This is a genomic window from Flavobacterium urumqiense (assembly GCF_900108015.1).
GTDB lineage: Bacteria > Bacteroidota > Bacteroidia > Flavobacteriales > Flavobacteriaceae > Flavobacterium > Flavobacterium urumqiense.
Genome location: NZ_FNVP01000004.1, coordinates 21,610 through 40,287, shown reverse-complemented (window position 1 = coordinate 40,287; position 18,678 = coordinate 21,610). Strand labels below are relative to the sequence as shown.

19 protein-coding genes are annotated in these 18,678 nt (G+C 31.3%); 11 read left to right on the top strand and 8 right to left on the bottom strand.

All coding sequences use genetic code 11. The features are described from left to right. Window positions 1-27: 27 nt before the first annotated feature. Window positions 28-1,815, top strand: a complete 1,788-nt coding sequence (locus C4S35_RS06585; RefSeq protein WP_103999421.1) for an ABC transporter ATP-binding protein — start codon at window positions 28-30, stop codon at window positions 1,813-1,815. A 107-nt stretch (window positions 1,816-1,922) separates the two neighbouring features. Here the strand turns inward: C4S35_RS06585 and C4S35_RS06580 are convergent, their stop codons facing one another. Next, complete coding sequence (locus tag C4S35_RS06580; protein ID WP_103999420.1) at window positions 1,923-3,092, bottom strand: proline dehydrogenase family protein; 1,170 nt, start codon at window positions 3,090-3,092, stop codon at window positions 1,923-1,925. A gap of 92 nt (window positions 3,093-3,184) precedes the next feature. Between C4S35_RS06580 and aroB the strand changes: the two genes are divergently transcribed. The 7 genes from aroB to C4S35_RS06545 all read left to right on the top strand — a co-directional run bounded on the left by aroB (window position 3,185) and on the right by C4S35_RS06545 (window position 10,109). Next, window positions 3,185-4,252, top strand: coding sequence for a 3-dehydroquinate synthase (gene aroB / locus C4S35_RS06575; RefSeq protein ID WP_103999419.1), 1,068 nt, complete (start codon window positions 3,185-3,187; stop codon window positions 4,250-4,252). Window positions 4,253-4,310: 58 nt separating this feature from the next. Then, window positions 4,311-4,490 carry a hypothetical protein gene (locus C4S35_RS06570; protein WP_103999418.1) on the top strand — a complete coding sequence of 60 codons (180 nt, stop codon included), beginning with the start codon at window positions 4,311-4,313 and terminating at the stop codon, window positions 4,488-4,490. A gap of 54 nt (window positions 4,491-4,544) precedes the next feature. After that, window positions 4,545-5,948, top strand: a complete 1,404-nt coding sequence (locus C4S35_RS06565) for a type III PLP-dependent enzyme domain-containing protein (protein ID WP_103999417.1) — start codon at window positions 4,545-4,547, stop codon at window positions 5,946-5,948. A 95-nt stretch (window positions 5,949-6,043) separates the two neighbouring features. Further along, window positions 6,044-7,015 carry a deoxyhypusine synthase family protein gene (locus tag C4S35_RS06560; RefSeq protein ID WP_073208830.1) on the top strand — a complete coding sequence of 324 codons (972 nt, stop codon included), beginning with the start codon at window positions 6,044-6,046 and terminating at the stop codon, window positions 7,013-7,015. 9 nt (window positions 7,016-7,024) lie between these two features. Further along, window positions 7,025-7,435 (top strand): DNA primase, encoded by a 411-nt coding sequence (locus tag C4S35_RS15840; protein WP_159916671.1) that lies wholly within the window; start codon window positions 7,025-7,027, stop codon window positions 7,433-7,435. A gap of 81 nt (window positions 7,436-7,516) precedes the next feature. Continuing rightward, window positions 7,517-9,631 (top strand): DNA helicase RecQ, encoded by a 2,115-nt coding sequence (gene recQ / locus C4S35_RS06550; protein WP_103999416.1) that lies wholly within the window; start codon window positions 7,517-7,519, stop codon window positions 9,629-9,631. Window position 9,632: 1 nt separating this feature from the next. Beyond that, window positions 9,633-10,109 carry a DNA-deoxyinosine glycosylase gene (locus tag C4S35_RS06545; RefSeq protein WP_103999415.1) on the top strand — a complete coding sequence of 159 codons (477 nt, stop codon included), beginning with the start codon at window positions 9,633-9,635 and terminating at the stop codon, window positions 10,107-10,109. Window position 10,110: 1 nt separating this feature from the next. On the opposite strand, the gene C4S35_RS06540 is transcribed toward C4S35_RS06545, so the two are convergent. The 4 genes from C4S35_RS06540 to C4S35_RS06525 all read right to left on the bottom strand — a co-directional run bounded on the left by C4S35_RS06540 (window position 10,111) and on the right by C4S35_RS06525 (window position 15,030). Then, window positions 10,111-10,626 (bottom strand): DinB family protein, encoded by a 516-nt coding sequence (locus tag C4S35_RS06540; RefSeq protein ID WP_103999414.1) that lies wholly within the window; start codon window positions 10,624-10,626, stop codon window positions 10,111-10,113. A gap of 9 nt (window positions 10,627-10,635) precedes the next feature. Further along, on the bottom strand, window positions 10,636-13,221 hold the full coding sequence (locus C4S35_RS06535) for a phosphoenolpyruvate carboxylase (RefSeq protein ID WP_103999413.1): 2,586 nt from the start codon (window positions 13,219-13,221) through the stop codon (window positions 10,636-10,638). Window positions 13,222-13,318: 97 nt separating this feature from the next. Then, entirely contained in the window at window positions 13,319-13,798 is a 480-nt protein-coding gene (locus tag C4S35_RS06530) for an Lrp/AsnC family transcriptional regulator (RefSeq protein WP_066082003.1), read from the bottom strand. A 77-nt stretch (window positions 13,799-13,875) separates the two neighbouring features. After that, window positions 13,876-15,030, bottom strand: a complete 1,155-nt coding sequence (locus C4S35_RS06525) for a M14 family metallopeptidase (protein ID WP_103999412.1) — start codon at window positions 15,028-15,030, stop codon at window positions 13,876-13,878. A 311-nt stretch (window positions 15,031-15,341) separates the two neighbouring features. Here C4S35_RS06525 and C4S35_RS06520 point away from each other — a divergent pair, with 311 nt between their 5' ends. After that, window positions 15,342-15,818 (top strand): helix-turn-helix domain-containing protein, encoded by a 477-nt coding sequence (locus C4S35_RS06520; protein ID WP_103999411.1) that lies wholly within the window; start codon window positions 15,342-15,344, stop codon window positions 15,816-15,818. A gap of 33 nt (window positions 15,819-15,851) precedes the next feature. Here the strand turns inward: C4S35_RS06520 and C4S35_RS16265 are convergent, their stop codons facing one another. Beyond that, window positions 15,852-16,025, bottom strand: coding sequence for a lysophospholipid acyltransferase family protein (locus C4S35_RS16265; protein WP_341865123.1), 174 nt, complete (start codon window positions 16,023-16,025; stop codon window positions 15,852-15,854). Window positions 16,026-16,059: 34 nt separating this feature from the next. Continuing rightward, window positions 16,060-16,236 (bottom strand): lysophospholipid acyltransferase family protein, encoded by a 177-nt coding sequence (locus C4S35_RS16260; RefSeq protein WP_341865122.1) that lies wholly within the window; start codon window positions 16,234-16,236, stop codon window positions 16,060-16,062. A gap of 226 nt (window positions 16,237-16,462) precedes the next feature. Here C4S35_RS16260 and C4S35_RS06510 point away from each other — a divergent pair, with 226 nt between their 5' ends. Both C4S35_RS06510 and C4S35_RS06505 read left to right on the top strand, forming a co-directional pair. After that, the gene (locus C4S35_RS06510; RefSeq protein WP_103999410.1) at window positions 16,463-17,128 is read left to right on the top strand and encodes a spermidine synthase; all 666 of its coding nucleotides are present in this window, start codon (window positions 16,463-16,465) and stop codon (window positions 17,126-17,128) included. Between the two features lie 102 nt (window positions 17,129-17,230). Next, window positions 17,231-17,941, top strand: coding sequence for a potassium channel family protein (locus C4S35_RS06505; protein ID WP_103999409.1), 711 nt, complete (start codon window positions 17,231-17,233; stop codon window positions 17,939-17,941). On the opposite strand, the gene kdsB is transcribed toward C4S35_RS06505, so the two are convergent. Continuing rightward, complete coding sequence (gene kdsB / locus C4S35_RS06500) at window positions 17,942-18,667, bottom strand: 3-deoxy-manno-octulosonate cytidylyltransferase (protein ID WP_103999408.1); 726 nt, start codon at window positions 18,665-18,667, stop codon at window positions 17,942-17,944. Between the last annotated feature and the right edge of the window lie 11 nt (window positions 18,668-18,678).

Below are 18,678 nucleotides of genomic sequence, written 5' to 3'. Positions count from 1 at the left end.
TTACATTTGTGACATAAATTATAAATAATGGCCAGGTTCAAAGAAAACGATTTACCAAAATCAAAAATTACCGCAAGTTCACTTACTAAAGCTACTCTAATATTCCAATATGCAGGAAATCATCGTTGGAAATTTTATGTTGGTTTGTTTTTTTTACTGCTAACAGGTGCGACGGCGTTAGCTTTTCCTAAATTAATGGGAATGCTTATCGATTGTGTGAAAAATAAAGATAATGAACAGGCTAATTATATTGCGTTGGGATTAGTTGTTATTTTATTTTTCCAATCTATTTTTTCCTTTTTTAGATTGTCTTTATTTGTAAATTTTACGGAACATACGTTAGCAAATCTTAGATTAGCATTGTATAGCAATTTGGTAAAGTTGCCTATGTCGTTCTTTTCGCAAAAGCGTGTTGGCGAATTAAACAGTAGAATCAGTTCTGATATAACACAAATACAAGATACTTTAACCTCTACAATAGCTGAATTTCTAAGACAATTCATTTTAATTATTGGTGGTGTTCTTTTGTTGGCAAACGAGAGTGTCAAATTAACCTTATTGATGTTATCTGTTGTTCCGCTGGTAGCTGTTGCTGCTGTTATTTTTGGACGATTTATTAGAAAATATTCGAAAAATGTTCAAGATAAAGTTGCAGAAAGTCAGGTTATTGTTGAAGAAACCATGCAAGGGATCACTATTGTTAAGGCTTTCGCCAATGAATGGTACGAAATCGCTCGTTACAATGGAAAAATAAAAGAAGTCGTTAAAATAGCCATCAAAGGAGGAAAATACAGAGGATACTTTGCTTCATTCATTATTTTTTGTCTTTTTGGAGCCATTGTTGCCGTAGTTTGGTTTGGCGTTCGTTTGAGCATTAGTGGAGAGATGAGCGTTGGACAATTAATTTCATTTGTATTATACTCCACATTTGTAGGTGCTTCTTTTGGAGGAATCGCTGAACTGTATGCACAAATTCAAAAGGCAATTGGTGCAACCGAACGTGTTTTTGAATTATTGGATGAAACTCCCGAAAAAATTAATTCAGTTCAAGATGCAGCTGAAACCCCGAAAATAAAAGGCAATGTCACTTTCAAAAATGTTGCTTTTAGTTATCATTCAAGAAAAGAAATAAAAGTATTGAAAGATGTCAGTTTCACCGCTAATTATGGTCAAAAAATTGCCATTGTAGGACCAAGTGGAACAGGAAAATCGACCATTGCTTCTCTATTATTGCGTTTTTATAATATAGACGAAGGGGAAATAATTGTGGACGGGAAAAATATTTATGATTATGATTTGGAAAATCTTCGAGGAAATATGAGTATTGTGCCTCAAGATGTGATTTTATTTGGTGGTACAATCCGAGAAAATATTGCTTACGGAAAACCAAATGCAACCGAAGCAGAAATTCTTACTGCTTCAAAACAGGCTAATGCTTATAATTTCATCGAAAGTTTTCCTGAAAAATTTGAGACTATTGTAGGGGAAAGAGGAATTAAACTTTCGGGCGGACAAAGACAGCGTATTGCGATTGCAAGAGCATTGCTAAAAAACCCAAGTATTTTGATTCTAGATGAAGCCACATCATCATTAGACAGCGAAAGTGAAAAACTAGTTCAGGAAGCGCTAGAAATTTTAATGGAAGGAAGAACAAGTATCATTATTGCGCACCGTCTTTCGACTATTCGCAGCGCAGATCAAATTTTAGTTCTTGATAACGGAAAAATCACAGAGCAAGGAACACACCAGGAACTTATTGCTCTAGAAAATGGAGTGTATAAAAACTTAAGCAATTTGCAGTTTAGCAATTCTTAATTCTAATTTAATGACATAAAAAAATCCATTTGTTTTACGCAAATGGATTTTTTTATGTCATTAACTTTTTAAAATGATGCAATATTAAAAACGGATATAAGATTATTTTATTTCCCTTTTCTTCTGTTGCGTTCCGCTTTTATCATTGATAATTCACGACTGGTTTGTCCGGCAACTGATGTGTTTTCTTCGGCACGACGAATCAAGTAGGGCATCACATCTTTTACAGGACCAAAAGGCAAATACTTAGCTACATTATAACCGTGAGCAGCTAAATTATAACTGATATTGTCACTCATACCATATAATTGACCAAACCAAATTCTGTCATCGTTTGTTTTGATGCCGTTATCTTGCATTAATTCCATGAGATTATAAGTGCTTGACTCATTATGAGTTCCTGCAAAAACAGACATTGAATCTAAATGTTCAACCATATATCGAACGGCAGCATTATAGTTTTCATCTGTATCTTCTTTTGAAGAACAAATTGGAGATGTGTATCCCTTCTCGTTAGCTCTTACAATTTCTTTTTCCATATAAGCTCCACGAACCAATTTCATTCCTATAAAAAATCCTTCTTTTTTGGCTTGCTCATGTAATTTTTTCAAATAATCTAAACGATCCCAACGATACATTTGCAGCGTATTGAAAACAATAGCTTTTTCTTTATTGTATTTGCGCATCATATCAGTAACTAAATCATCAGCTGCATCTTGCATCCAACTTTCTTCACCATCGATAAGAAGTGCTACATTTTTAGAATGGGCATCTTTGCAAACCAAATCAAAACGTGCCACTACTCTATTCCATTCCGCTTGTTCTTCAGTTGTTAAGGTTTGTTTTTCTCCCAATTTCTCATACAACTCAAAACGTCCAAAACCAGTTGGTTTAAAAACCGCAAAAGGAATTGCTAGACGTTCTTTGGCAAATTCTATCGTTTTCAAAGTCATTTCAAGGGCAGCATCAAACTGTTCTTCTTCTTCTTTTCCTTCTACAGAATAATCTAATACAGAAGAAACACCTTTAGTATACATATTATCCACAACAGAAAGACAGTCAACTTCATTTACTCCTCCGCAAAAATGATCAAAAACTGTAGCTCGAATCAAACCTTCAACAGGAAGATTTGCTTTCAAAGCAAAATTAGTAACAGCAGTTCCTATTCGAACTAAAGGCTGATTGTCAATCATTTTAAAAAGAAAATAAGCTCGATCCAGTTCGGTATCACTTTTTAATGCAAAGGCAACTTGTGTATTATCAAATATTTTTTCCATTATTTGTTGAATTTTTGTACAAATATAGAGAGAGTTTTGAATATTATTTAGTAAAAAATGCCTTATTTTGCGATTCCAATTAATCAAGAAAGATGCAAACGATTCAAGCCAATAATTACCCAATCTATTTCAATGAAAAAGGATATGAAGCATTAAACCTTCATTTAAAAGAAAACAAATATTCAAATCTATTTATTATTGTAGATAGTAATACAAATGAATTTTGTTTGCCAAAATTTTTACCTTTTTTAGAAACAGAACTTACTATTGAAATCATCGAATTTGAAGCAGGTGAACAAAATAAAAATATTGAAACTTGTGTGCAAATATGGAATGTACTCACTGAACTTGGCGCCGACAGAAAAAGCCTTGTGCTTAATTTAGGTGGTGGTGTCGTGACTGATTTAGGTGGTTTTGTCGCTTCAACTTTTAAGAGAGGAGTTGATTTTATTCATATTCCAACTACCCTATTATCCATGGTTGATGCTTCAGTGGGCGGAAAAAATGGCGTTGATTTAGGAAATTTAAAAAATCAAATTGGGGTCATTAATGTACCAAAAATGGTTCTTATTGACACACAATATCTTGATACTTTGCCACAAAATGAAATGCGCTCCGGACTTGCCGAAATGTTAAAACACGGATTAATTTATGATAAAAGTTATTGGGAGAAATTTTTGGACTTGAAAGCTATAGATTTTGCTGATTTTGACGAATTAATATACCGATCAGTCGAAATAAAAAATGAAATTGTATCGCAAGATCCAACGGAAAAAAATATTCGCAAATCGTTAAATTTTGGTCATACACTTGGTCATGCCATAGAAAGTTATTTTCTAGCGAATGAAAACAAAACTACGTTATTACATGGAGAAGCGATAGCGGTTGGAATGATACTGGAAAGCGCTATCTCATTGAATAAAAAACTAATTAATCAAGAGGAATATATTCAAATAAAATCTGCCATAAAGAGTATTTATGAAGACATCCTATTCGAAGAAAATGACATAGAACCTATTCTGGAACTACTAATTCATGACAAAAAAAATGAATATGGTAACATTCAGTTTGCATTAATTGAAGGAATAGGAAAAATAAAAATTAATCAATCTGTTGAAAATGAATTAATTCTTGAAGCCTTCCAAGATTATAAATCATAATTACATTTTTAATAAAAAGGATTGCATTACGTATATAATATTTTTTACATTTGCCACGATGAAAAAAAGTCAAAACAAAATAAATTATAGTTCCAATAAAAACAAAAACAACATGTCTTTTCTAAGAATGCTGAAACGTTTTTATTCCATCAAAGGAAACTTTAGTTTTGATATTTTCCAATATTTGAAAGCAGATCATGAAAAGCTTCAAATTATTTATGCAAATATTCGGGTTTGAATTTTAGATTAGTTTATTTTTACATTAAATTCAATCTAAAATATTAAATATCAAATGAATACAAAATATTCTGATTTAATAAATCAAAACTATTATTTCCCTCAAGAAGAATTTACATTAAACAAAGATAATCTTCAGTTTCACAATATCGATTTGATGAAACTTGTTGAAAAATATGGTACCCCATTAAAATTTACCTATCTGCCTCAAATTTCCAATAACATTAACAAAGCCAAAAGCTGGTTTCGTAAGTCAATGGAAAAAAATAAGTATGAGGCAAAATACTATTACTGCTATTGTACAAAAAGCTCTCATTTTGAATTCGTAATGAATGAAGCTTTCAAAAATAACATTCACATTGAAACTTCCTCTGCTTTTGATATTAACATTGTCGAAAATTTATTGGCAAATGGCAAAATAAACAAAAGTACCTATGTAATTTGTAATGGTTTCAAAAGAGACCAGTACATTGAAAATATTGCCCGAATAATCAATAATGGACATAAAAATGCAATTCCAATTATTGACAATTATGAAGAACTAGATCTCTTACAAGAACAAATAAAGGGGAAATTCAAAATCGGAATTCGTATTGCTGCCGAGGAAGAACCTAAATTTGAATTTTACACTTCTCGGTTGGGAATTGGATACAAAAACATTGTAAATTTTTACAAAAAACAAATTCAGGAAAATAAAAAATTGGAACTTAAAATGTTACACTTTTTTATCAACACAGGCATAAATGACAATGCTTATTATTGGAACGAATTAATAAAATGTATCAAAGTTTATATTGCGTTAAAAAAAGAATGTCCTACGCTTGATGGATTAAATATCGGAGGTGGTTTTCCTATCAAAAATTCATTGGCATTTGAGTATGATTATCAGTACATGATTGATGAAATTATCAATCAGATAAAAATTGCTTGTGACGAAGCGGAAGTAGATGTTCCAAACATTTTTACGGAATTTGGTTCTTTTACAGTAGGAGAAAGTGGCGGTGCAATTTATCAGATATTGTATCAAAAACAACAAAATGACAGGGAGAAATGGAACATGATTGATTCCTCTTTTATTACAACTTTACCTGATACATGGGCAATTAACAAGCGTTTTATTATGCTGGCTGTCAACCGTTGGAATGAAACATACGAAAGAGTATTATTGGGCGGAATGACCTGTGATAGCGATGATTATTACAATTCAGAACAAAATATGAATGCCATTTATTTACCAAAATACAATAAAGAAAAACCATTATATATTGGGTTTTTTAACACCGGAGCCTATCAGGAAACTATAGGCGGGTACGGAGGTTTACATCACTGCCTGATTCCTGAGCCCAAACATATTCTAATTGATCGTGATGAAAATGGGATTCTGGCAACCGAAGTATTTTCAGAACAGCAAACATCCGACGATGTGTTAAAAATTTTAGGTTACGATAAAAATAAATAATTAAATACACAATTAGTCAATTTAAAAATTCATTATATTTGAATATACGCATTGATTCAAATATAGTGAACTTTTAAATATTTAAATCCAATAAAATGAGTAAAGGACCTATCAGTCAGTTTATTGAAAAGCATTATTTGCATTTCAATTCTGCATCTTTAGTTGATGCTGCAAAAGCATACGAACAACAATTAGCAAATGGTGCCAAAATGATGGTGAGCATGGCTGGTGCAATGAGTACAGCCGAAATTGGAAAGATATTTTCTGAAATAATTCGTCAGGATAAAGTTCATATTATTTCTTGTACAGGTGCGAATCTTGAAGAAGATATTATGAATTTAGTAGCTCATTCACATTACGAAAGAGTACCGAATTATAGAGATTTGACTCCACAAGATGAATGGGATTTATTGGAAAGAGGACTAAACCGAGTGACCGATACTTGTATTCCAGAGCATGAGGCTTTCCGTCGTTTGCAAAAACATATTTACAAAATATGGAAAGATGCCGATGACAAAGGAGAAAGATATTTTCCACATGAATTTATGTACAAAATGTTACTTTCAGGAGTTCTTGAAGAATATTACGAAATTGACTTAAAAGACAGTTGGATGTACGCAGCTGCTGAAAAAAACTTACCTATTATTGTACCAGGATGGGAAGATAGTACAATGGGAAATATTTTTGCATCGTATGTTATCAAAGGAGATCTGAAAGCTTCTACAATGAAATCAGGTATTGAATATATGGTTTTCTTATCAGACTGGTACCCGAAAAATAGTACCAATGGTGTAGGTTTCTTCCAAATTGGAGGAGGAATTGCTGGTGATTTTCCGATATGTGTTGTTCCAATGTTATACCAAGATATGGAAATGCATGACATTCCTTTTTGGAGTTATTTTTGTCAGATTTCAGACTCAACAACCAGTTACGGTTCATATTCTGGAGCGGTACCGAATGAAAAAATTACTTGGGGTAAATTAGATATAAAAACTCCAAAGTTTATTATTGAGTCCGATGCTACAATTGTAGCACCTTTAATTTTTGCTTATTTATTAGATTTATAGAATAACTTTATGAAAAGAGTAATTGTTGATTACGCAAAACTTACCAATGAAATTTTGAACCTTTTGGTTGAAAAATTTCCTGATGGTTATGATGATTCGAACATTGTACGTTTTAGAAATGCTAAAAACGAATTAATTGAAGCTGTAGAAGTACGAACTGAAGATACTATTTATTTAGTAAAAGTCAGTACAAAACTCGCTGACAGAATTGAAAATTATGATGAAGATGATGAAATTGACAACGTTTTAGAACCAATTAGCGGAATTGAACTTGATGACGATGATGCAATTGAAGAAGATGATGATGACGATGAAAACCTAGATAAGCCAGATACGGATTCAGAAGACGGGGACGATGATGATGATAATAAAAAAGTATTATCAGATGAATTTGACGACGAAGACGAAGACGAGGATTAAAACATTAGATGTAAAAAACATAAAAGGAACTCTCAATGAGTTCCTTTTTTTTTAATTTAGAATTCAAAATACAAAGCCAAAATGACAACGTCTATTTTACATGCCACGCTTAAAGAAAACTTTGGTTTTGAAAAGTTCAGACCCAATCAGGAAGACATCATAAATTGTATTCTCAATGGTCATGATACATTGGCAATTATGCCAACTGGTGGGGGGAAATCAATCTGTTTTCAATTACCCGCATTGATTTTGCCCGGAATTACAATCGTAATCTCTCCCTTAATTGCTTTGATGAAAGACCAAGTCGACAGTTTGAAAGCAAATGGTATTCCCGCCTGTTTTATCAACAGCAGCCAAACGGAAGAGGAACGCCAATTTTACATTGAAAGCTTAAAATCGAACCTAATTAAATTAGTTTACATTGCTCCTGAAAGTTTATCATATCTGGATAATATTTTCAATAGTTTAACTATAAGCCTCATCGCTATTGACGAAGCGCACTGTATTTCAGCGTGGGGACATGATTTTCGACCTGCTTATACTAATTTGGGTTATCTGAAAAAACGCTTCCCTTCTACTCCAATCTTAGCTTTAACTGCCACAGCGGATAAAGCTACACGCAAGGATATTAGCGAACAATTAAATTTAATAAATCCTAAAACTTTTGTAGCTTCATTTGACAGAAAAAATTTAAGTTTAGAAGTGCGTCCCGCTTTAGACAGAGTAAAACAAATTATAGATTTTATTAAAGAGAAACCAAATGAGTCGGGTATTGTTTATTGCTTAAGCCGCAAAACTACCGAAGAACTTGCTGAGAAACTACAGAAAATTGGCATCAATGCAAAAGCATATCATGCCGGTTTAGATAATAAAATTCGTTCCAAAACTCAGGATGAGTTTATTAATGATGATTGTCAGGTAGTTTGTGCTACAATAGCTTTTGGAATGGGAATTGATAAATCGAATGTGCGCTGGGTTATTCATTATAATTTGCCCAAAAACATAGAAGGATATTACCAGGAAATTGGTCGTGCAGGTCGGGATGGATTACCATCTGAAACGGTACTGTTCGAAAGTTACGGTGATGTAATTCAATTGCAAAAATTTGCATCTCAAGGTCTAAATTCCGAGGTGCAACTGGCAAAGTTAGAAAGAATGAAGCAATATGCCGATGCGTTGAGTTGCCGAAGAAAAATTTTACTATCCTATTTCGGGGAATTAGTTATAGAAAATTGTGGAAATTGTGATATTTGCAAAAATCCGCCCGCTTTTTTCAATGGAACTATAATTGCTCAAAAAGCATTGTCCGCGATTTTTCGTTTGCAAGAAACCGAACCGTTGCCTGTTATTATTGACTTTTTGCGTGGGTCAAAAAATGCTTATATTTTTGAGAAAGAATACCAAAATCTAAAAACCTATGGAATTGGTATAGACCTTTCTTGGTTTGACTGGAATCAATATTTAATTCAATTAATTAATTTAGGCTATTGCGAAATTGCTTTTCATCAGCAAAATAAAATTAGGCTAACCCCATTTGCAAAAAAAGTTTTGTTTGAAGGTGAAAAAGTACAATTGACAACTGTGCAGAAAATCAATATTGATAAATCTGAAATCAAAGAAGTGAAAAGCAAAGCTGTTGCTAATTCTCTTTTTGAAACTCTTAGAAAATTACGTTACGAAATTTCTAAAGAAGAAAATGTTCCCGCTTATGTCATCTTTAGCGATGTGGCTTTGCGCCAAATGGAAACTGAAAGACCAATGAGTGACGAGGAATTAATAGCTATTGACGGAGTTGGGAAAGCAAAACTCGAAAAATATGGTGATATATTTATAAAAGCTATTATTGATTTTCAGAAATCTAAAAGCAGTAAAAAAAAGAAAGAAGCTACAACTTATAAAGAAACTCTAATTTTGTTCCAAGATGGTCTTTCTGCAGAGGAAATTGCGACCAAAAGAAAATTAGGTCTTACCACAATAATTTCGCACTTAGCCAAATTATATGTGGACGGACATGAAATCGATTTAAGCAAATTTGCATCGCAGGATGAAGTCTCTAAAATTAAGAAAGCACAAATTAAACTTGAATTCCCTGCTACATTAAAACCTTATTTCGATTTTTTTGAAGAACAAATTTCCTATGATAAAATTAGAATAGGTTTAGCCATAATCGAAAAAGAAAAAAATATTTTAATTTAACATGATAAATTCATTCCCTCCCTTTGTAAATTCTTCAACTGAAATTTTGATTTTGGGAACTATGCCTGGCACAGCTTCTCTAGAAAAACAGGAATACTATGCCCATCAGAGAAACCATTTCTGGAAAATAATGCACACTTTATTGGAAAAATTACCAATTTCAGAAATTTTTGAAGAAAAAATAAAATTACTCCAAACCAATAAAATCGGATTATGGGATGTGTTAGAAAATTGTGAAAGAAAAGGGAGTTTAGACATCCATATCAAAAATCATAAAGAAAATGATTTCGAAACTTTATTCAAGAATTTTCCATCAATAAATAAAATAGTTTTTAACGGAAAAGAAAGTCACAAATACTTTTTGAAAAAATTCGGACAAATAGAAGACATTACTTATTATGTAATGCCTTCAACAAGTCCTGCTAATACTATGACTTTTGAAAATAAATTAAAAATTTGGTCATCATTTTTAGATTAAATTACAAATACCTTTCTTGAAAAACTTTTTGATGGTGTTTTTGATGTCCAATGATTATGAAACCAATGGCTCGAACAGAAACATCTACATTAGAAGCAACTCCCATTCTTTTTAATTGTTCCTCTGAGAAACTTTTAAAAAGCAACAAAGTAGATTGTCGTACGGCAGAAAATTCAGTCAACAAATCCTGAATACTTCTAGCGTTTGCACTTGTGTTATCTACATAATCATTCTCCTCAAAACCTGGCAAAGGGGTTTTATCATTTCTTGAAATTCGAAGGGCGCGATAACTAAAAATACGTTCGGCATCAATAAGATGCTGAATAATATCTTTGATTGTCCATTTGCCTTCAGCATAACGAAAATCAAATTTATCCATAGGAATGTTTTGCACAAATTTGATAAAATCGTGTAAACAAATTTCTAATTCTTCAATTAAAACTACGTTACCTATAGCATTAATATAAGGTGAGTAAAATGCGGCATATTCGTTTACCGGTAATTGATTTGATTCCATATTTTTATCTTAAGCTGAATTTCTACTTGCGTTTGTATTTCCAAAAAGAGAACGAGTTACAATTTTTTCGTACACTTTAATTAAGTCTATATTCGGGTTTTCTTCTTTATTTATTTCATTGATTCTTAATAAAGCATATTGTTGTATTGTCAACAATGGCAGTACTATACGTTCTCTAATATCAATTGAAGCTTTACCATCAGGATAATTTTCCATAAGTGTTTTATGACCCGCAATTTTTAGCAACAATCTTTTTGTTTCTAAAAATTCATCATAAATAATTTGCCAAAACTCTCCAAATTCAGGATCTTTTTTCATGTAAGCCGTTAGCGGAAAAAATGATTTAGCCAAAGACATCATACTGTTTTCGAGAAGCGTTTTGAAGAATAAGGAATTATCATAAACACTTTGCACTTTATCCCATTGATTGGTATCTTCAAAATGTTTTAAGGCAGAACCTACACCAAAAAAACCAGGTACATTTTGCTTTAATTGACTCCAAGAACCTACAAACGGAATTGCTCTCAAATCAGCAAAGTCTAAACTTTCAGATTTACTTCTCTTTGAAGGTCGACTACCAATATTTGTTTTGGCATAATATTTCAAAGTACTCATTTGTTCCAAATAAGGAATGAACTTAGGATGATTCTTGAAACTTAAATACTTCTCATAACCCAATTCTGCCAATTGATCTAAAATTTCTTTTTCATTGATTGTCAGTTCATTTTGACCTTTATTAAAAACCTGATTCGTAACACCTGCACTTAATAAATTCTCCAAATTATAACGACATGAATCTAAAGTTCCAAAATTAGAACTTATCGTCTGTCCTTGAACCGTAACCTGAATTTCATTATTTTCGATGTTTGGACCCAATGAAGCATAAAATTTATGTGTTTTTCCACCACCGCGGGCAGGCGGACCACCACGACCATCAAAAAAGATGGCTTTTATTCCATATTTTCTAGAGATTTCGGTAAGCTCTTCTTTAGCTTTATAAATACTCCAATTTGCCATCAAATAACCTCCGTCTTTCGTACCATCAGAAAAACCAAGCATTATTGTTTGCTTGTTATTTCTATTTTTAAGATGTTCAGCGTAAGCAGTATTGGTATATAACTTTTCCATTATGGCATGAGCATTTTGTAAATCATCAACTGATTCAAAAAGAGGAATAATATCAACTGATGGTTTTTCCCAATTGCTCAATTTGAAAAGGGCGAAAGTTTCCATTACATTAAGCGCACTTTCATTATTACTAATGATATAACGGTTTGCACCAAATTCACCGTTCTTCTCCTGTATGGTTTTTATGGCTTGAATAGATTCAATAGTAGAACGTGTCATTTCATTTTCGAATACATTCGAATCAAGAGCACCGCTAACAGTAGAAACCACTGCAAACTTTTCTTCTTCTGTTAATTGAAAATAATTCTCAGGAAAAACAGAGGGATTTGAATTCAAATAATATTTCACGACATCATTAAAGACCGCGTCATGTATTTTACTGTTTTGACGAATATCTAAAGAAGCAAAATGGAAACCAAATAAGTTCACCTTAATAAGAAGTGCATCAACTTCATCTAGATATAATGATTGATGTTGATCTATAATAATTTGCTTTATTTTATTTAATTGAGCTTTAAACTCATTCAAAGTGATGAAAATTTCACCTCGAGAATAAAACACGGACCTATAAAGTTTATATTCAAGTTCAGATACCAAAATATCTACACCTGAAAAAGTTAACTTTCTTTTTAAATTTCTAATTTCAATATAATAGCATTTCAATATTGAAGTTCTCAGACGCTCCGCAACTTTCAATGTGATTTCTGTAGTTACAAATGGATTACCATCACGATCACCACCTGGCCAAAATCCAAGATTAATTAATGGATTATTAATCGAATTGCCATGAAAAATATTCTTTTGAAGGTATTGTACTATTTCTCCAGAAGTTTTATAAAATACATTCTCAAGATACCAAATTAAGCTTACGGCTTCATCAAAAGGATTGGGTTTTTCATTTTGAATAAAAGGAGTTTTTCCTAATTGAGCCAACAATTGCTTGATATCAAGTAAATTATTTTTACGTATTGCATCTGTTAAATCATTAATTATACCCAATACAGCTCCGGGATAAAACTGTGTCGGATGAGCAGTCAAAACCGTTCTTACATTAAAGTTCTCTAAAAAATCAATCAACTCCTCTTCCTTATCTTTAGCGTCAGCTTTCTCTTTTATATCTCTTAAAGAACCTCTTCCTTCCATATTGTTAACTACTGGAAAAGCAGCATCTTCAATAGCATCGAATAAAACAATTTGACGTTCAATATATTGAATAAAACGAAACATGAGATCAATTTTGTCCGATTCTGAAGCGCTGTGTAAATATTTTTTAGCAAAAAAATCTAAAATTTCTTTCGGAGTCTCCTGTTTTTTAAAACCCGTATCACAAACATCTGTAAATAAAGGAAGTAAAACCCCTGTATTATCTATAGAATCGAAAGGCAATGTTATAAAAACACTATTATAAATGTGGTATTTTGAAAGAACGTCTTGATTGAAACGTTCAATTTTTGGTAGTGTATACATAATTCAGTTGTGGTTGGTTTAATAGAAAAATTTGTTTTAAAAAAAACCCCAAGAATTAACTTGAGGTTATATTTTAAAATATAGCATTCAAGATTATTTACATATTTTTAAAAATAGTATGCATTAACCGCTTCTTATCATTTATACTTTCTTCCAGAGAAATCATAGTTTCAGTTCTGTAAACACCATCGATATCATCAATCATAAAGATTACATCTTTAGCATGTTTAGTATCTTTAGCTCTAATTTTACAAAAAATATTAAATTTACCTGTTGTTACAGAAGCAACTGTCACGTAAGGAATTTCATTAATTCTTTCCAAAACAAACTTCGTTTGAGATGTATTATTTAGAAAAACACCAACATAAGCAATAAAAGAATACCCAAGTTTGTCATAATCAAGAACTAAAGAAGATCCCATTATAATTCCTGCATCTTCCATTTTTTTAACTCTGACATGAACCGTCCCTGCAGAAATTAGCAATTTTTTTGCTATATCTGTAAATGGAACTCTTGTATTATCGATTAACATATCTAATATCTGGTGATCTACTTCATCTAAACGAAACTTACTCATAATTCTTTAATTTTTATTACTAATCACTTTTACAAAGTATAAAAATATACATAAAAAACAACAAAAAGACTTAAATATTATATTTTTATCATTCCGTTAACAAATTTTATGTCATTATCTAAATAAAAATCAGCTTTTTGATTTAATTTCGGAAAGTTATTATATTCATCTTTATATTCTGCTCCTTTAGCATCATACTCAAAATGACCGAAATGATTTTCTAATTCACCTACTTGCACTATGTAAGCATTAAAGCAAATCTGATTTTCAATTAATTCTTCTTTGTATTGTGATGCAAAATTGGTGATTATTTCAATACCATCATAATTTATCTTGATATTTTTATACATAAAATCATAAAAAACGACTTTATTTTGAGGAATATTCAAATATTTGTCAATTCCATTGCTAACTATATCGTTTTCGCTAAGTATCGTAAAACTAGAAACTAACGCCATGAAAACATATTTTCTCGTCTCTTCTCTTTGATAATCACCCTGAAAATGCCCTGCTTCAAACAATAAAGTAGGCACACCTAAATATTGAAAAGTATCTCCAATACAATTAATATTAAAAGAATCATCAAAACGCCCAATCTGATTTGGTAAATACTCCTGCAAAACATCGTTTATTCCTGCAATCAAGTTAATTGCTTTCAATCTGGATTCATTTATTTCACGTTCTTCATTGTAAGAAGGCGCTAAAAAGGACAATGTAGCCGGCTTACTAGTATCACTTACTCCAAAGATCGTACGCTGATCATGAAGGTTAAAACAATAATTAGGGGCAAAATCCTCAAAAATAGCTCTTAAAACCTTACTTTCCGGCTGAGATAGATTTTGAGAATCCCTATTCAAATCAACTTTATTCGAATTTTCACGCGTATATAAAGATGCCCCATCAGGATTTAACATTGGAATACAGCAAAAAGTGAATGCTTTCAGCAATTGTTTTGCCAATTCTGAATCACCTTTTAACACGTTTAAAAAATCAAAAAGCGCTTTAGTTGTCGTGCCTTCATTTCCATGCATTTGTGACCAAAGAAAAATTCTAGTTTTTCCACCCCCAATTTGATACGAATAAATTGGTTTTTCAAGTACTGATTTTCCAATAATTTTAAGTTGATTATCTGTGTTTAATTTCTGCAATAAAGGCTCAATTGAATCTAAAGTAATATAGCGACCTTGTACAGATTCTTCTTTAAATTCTTTAAATAACTCTTCTAAATTCATACCACATTATTTGATTTACAAAAGTAAACATCTTTATATTTACATTTGTAAACAATATTATTTTGATTTATTTTAGATATGTAAACAGTTTTACTGACTCGCCAAGCTTCATTAAACTTGTAACTATTAACAATTGTTATCTATTTAATTTAGACACAACAAGAATCACATTATCAGTTATTTATGCTATTATCGTTAAATATATACTTTATTATGATTATGCTAGAAAAACTTCTTTACACTTGTAATTTTGGGGATTTCATTTATTTTGATTACATTTGTAAATAGCTTATTTTTAATTACAATTTACAATGGTAAACATAGAGGATTTTATAAAAAGATTAGAGATCATCTTGGACTATTATAGTCTAAATGCTTCTTCATTTGCGGATAAAATTGGGGTACAACGTTCTAGTTTGTCTCACCTGCTTTCTGGAAGAAACAAACCAAGTCTGGATTTTATCCTAAAAATTTTAGAAGTTTTTCCAGAAGTAGATTTGTATTGGATTTTAAATGGCAAAGGAACATTTCCAAAAAACGCCATTTCTATTGAAAAAAGAGAAAATCAAGTGGAGAAAGTTTTTAAACAAAATACTCCTACTCCTTTTACAGAAGAAAAAATTTCCGAAAACTTATTTTCGGAAATACAAAATCCATTAAAGACAAATGCATTGGAAACAGAAAAAATGGAAAATAAAAATATACCTAAAGAAGCATTTTCGGGTGAAGTGGAAAAAATTGTATTCTTTTATAAAAATGGAACTTTTAAAGTATTTAACCCAAATTAAAGAATTTAACTTTTTTTTCAAATCTGAAATTTATTATTTAAATCCTTTTTCAGGAATTTTTTCAATCACACCAAGAAAATGTTTGTTCAAAATAATTAGGTCCTCATCTAAATTACCAGTTGCCATTAAAGTTTTCCCTAAATTGACTACTTGTTTTTCAAAATCAAAAGCTAGTTGAATTATAAGAACATTTGCTTTCAGAGACAATTAGTAAAAACCTGTTTTTAATTCCTTTACTTTTTTACGATTTCCCTCTGGAGCAACGGCAAGATGAAAAGTTTATTTTTCTTTGAAAAATAGCGGCAATCGAATCTACTTTATTCAATCCTCCTGCTCTATCAAATGGATCTCCTACCATGTACCTATAATAAAAACCTAATGGAAAGCGCAATAATTCTTTTTTGCCTACCAAATTCATTTTTAGACCTGTTATTCCCGTGGTAAAAATACCCAAATAAAAATTATGTGCACTCGAGTGAGGCAGACCATCATGACCCTTTATTATAGATGGATTTATTGAGCCTTCAATTTTTCAACCCATAAACCTGAAAAATATCAATTCGTCCAATTGATTCTTCATTCTTATATTTATTTTAATACAAAATGAATAATTTAAATGCTATTTTTGAGAAAAACCGTTACTTATGATTAAAAAAATTTTCAGTTATCTTATTCCTATAAAAATTTATGAGGCAAAATCAACTATAAGTAAATCTATAGAAGTGACTTGGGCAAATGGTGAGTTGGTTTTAGATTCGGAAAATACTAATTATTCGTACGGCAGTTTGCAACGTATTTTAAAAGTTGGTTTGAAAAATATTGGTTATAGTAAAATAAAGGCCATGGATTCAATTTTAGTTCTGGGTGTAGCTGGAGGTAGTGTTATAAAAACATTGGTAGATGAAATTAAATTTGAAGGAAAAATAACGGGTGTAGAACTAGATTCTGAAATAATTAAAGTAGCTAATAAATATTTCAAGCTTGATGAAATTAAAAACTTCGAAATTATTATTGGAGATGCATTTGAATTTGTTTTAAAAAACAAAAACAAATACGATCTGATAATAATTGATATTTTTCAGGATACTACTATGCCGAACTTTTTATTTGAAACCTTTTTTATCAATCGTATTTGTTATCATTTAAAAAATAAAGGTTTTGTACTTTTTAATACTATGATTTTAAATGAAAGTCAAAATTTAAGAAATAAAAAATATGTATCTGATTTTTATGAGCATCAATTCAAAATCAGAACTATTCCAAGAATTGAATTTCATAATGAGTTGATCGTAATCGAAAAATTGAATTAATTAATAAATCTTAAATGTTCTTTCTAAAATTTGCAATCCAATAGTCTTAAAGAAACACAATTATTTTGTATTCATATTAAGGTTATTTAATACTCTGCTGTAATGAAAAAAATTATAAAAAAATTATTGTTAGGAAAAACGTCAAAAGGTTTTCAACCAAAGTTTAATCCCATTCAAAAAAGGATTCAAAATATTCAATCTATTTGGAATAACGACCATCAGGAAGACAATGGGATTGAAAAAATAGTGCGGTTATTTCTAGCTTCCTCTCAATTACTTTTCCCTGGAATTTACATTAAATATTGGGCAAGCAAAAAGGGAATCGAATATCAGGATTTAGCTTTGGATTTTTATGTTTTGCTAAAAGTGGTTTTTCCAATATTGATACTAATAAACCATTGGCAAAGCCACGTATGGATAATTTGGATTCTCGTTTATGTTTTTTTAGAAACCGTTTTGTATATCCCGACTTTGATCTTTGCTTCCGATTTGTTTTCAAAACCCCGTTCTTATAAAAGGTCGATGCTATTACTTTTTTTTAATTATTTAGAGATTGCATTTGTTTATGCCGTGTTTTATTCTTGTGATAATTACTTGAACAAACCTTTCTTTCACTGGTTTGATGCAATTTATTTTAGTATCGTAACTTCCTCTTCCATCGGTTATGGCGATTATTATCCAATAACTACTATCGGGAAATTTCTAGTAACTACGCAAGCGTTATTGTTTCTGTTTTTCATTGTGCTTTTCTTGAATTTCTTCTCCACCAAAGTAAAAACGAAAGGCTACTTTGATCATGAAAATCTGGAATAATTACAACATCTTTCTGGCTTTTTCTAAATCTTCCGGAGTATCAATCCCGATTCCGACGTGAGTAGTTTCCACCATTTTGATTCTTTTTCCAAATTCTAAATAACGCAATTGCTCGAGTTTTTCGGATGCTTCCAAAGATTGCATCGGTAAATTGTAAAAATCTAATAATGCCTGTTTTCTAAATGCGTAAATCCCGATGTGTTGAAAATAGCGAACACCTACATTTTTCTCTCTTGCATATGGAATTACTGAACGCGAAAAATACAACGCGAATTTGTTTTGATCCACGACCACTTTTACATTATTGGGATTATGGATTTCGTCCTCATTTTTTATTTCACGCATCAAAGAAGCCAAATCGACTTGTTGAGTAGCATCATGTCTGAAAATTTCAATCAGTTTTGCTAAAGGTTCCGCATCAATAAAAGGTTCGTCTCCCTGCACATTAACTACAACAGACACATTAAGATGTTCAATTGCTTCCGCAATTCGATCACTTCCTGATTCGTGTTCCTTGATGCTCTTGATGGCTTTTCCTCCATTAAAAATAATTTCATCATAAATGATATCCGAATCTGTAACCACAAAAACATCATCAAACAATTGGGTATTTACTGCTGCTTCATAGGTTCTTACAATGACGGTTTTACCTCCTAAATCCTGCATCAGTTTAGCGGGAAATCGTGTGGAAGCGTAACGTGCGGGAATAACAGCTATTATTTTCATTGTATTAAATT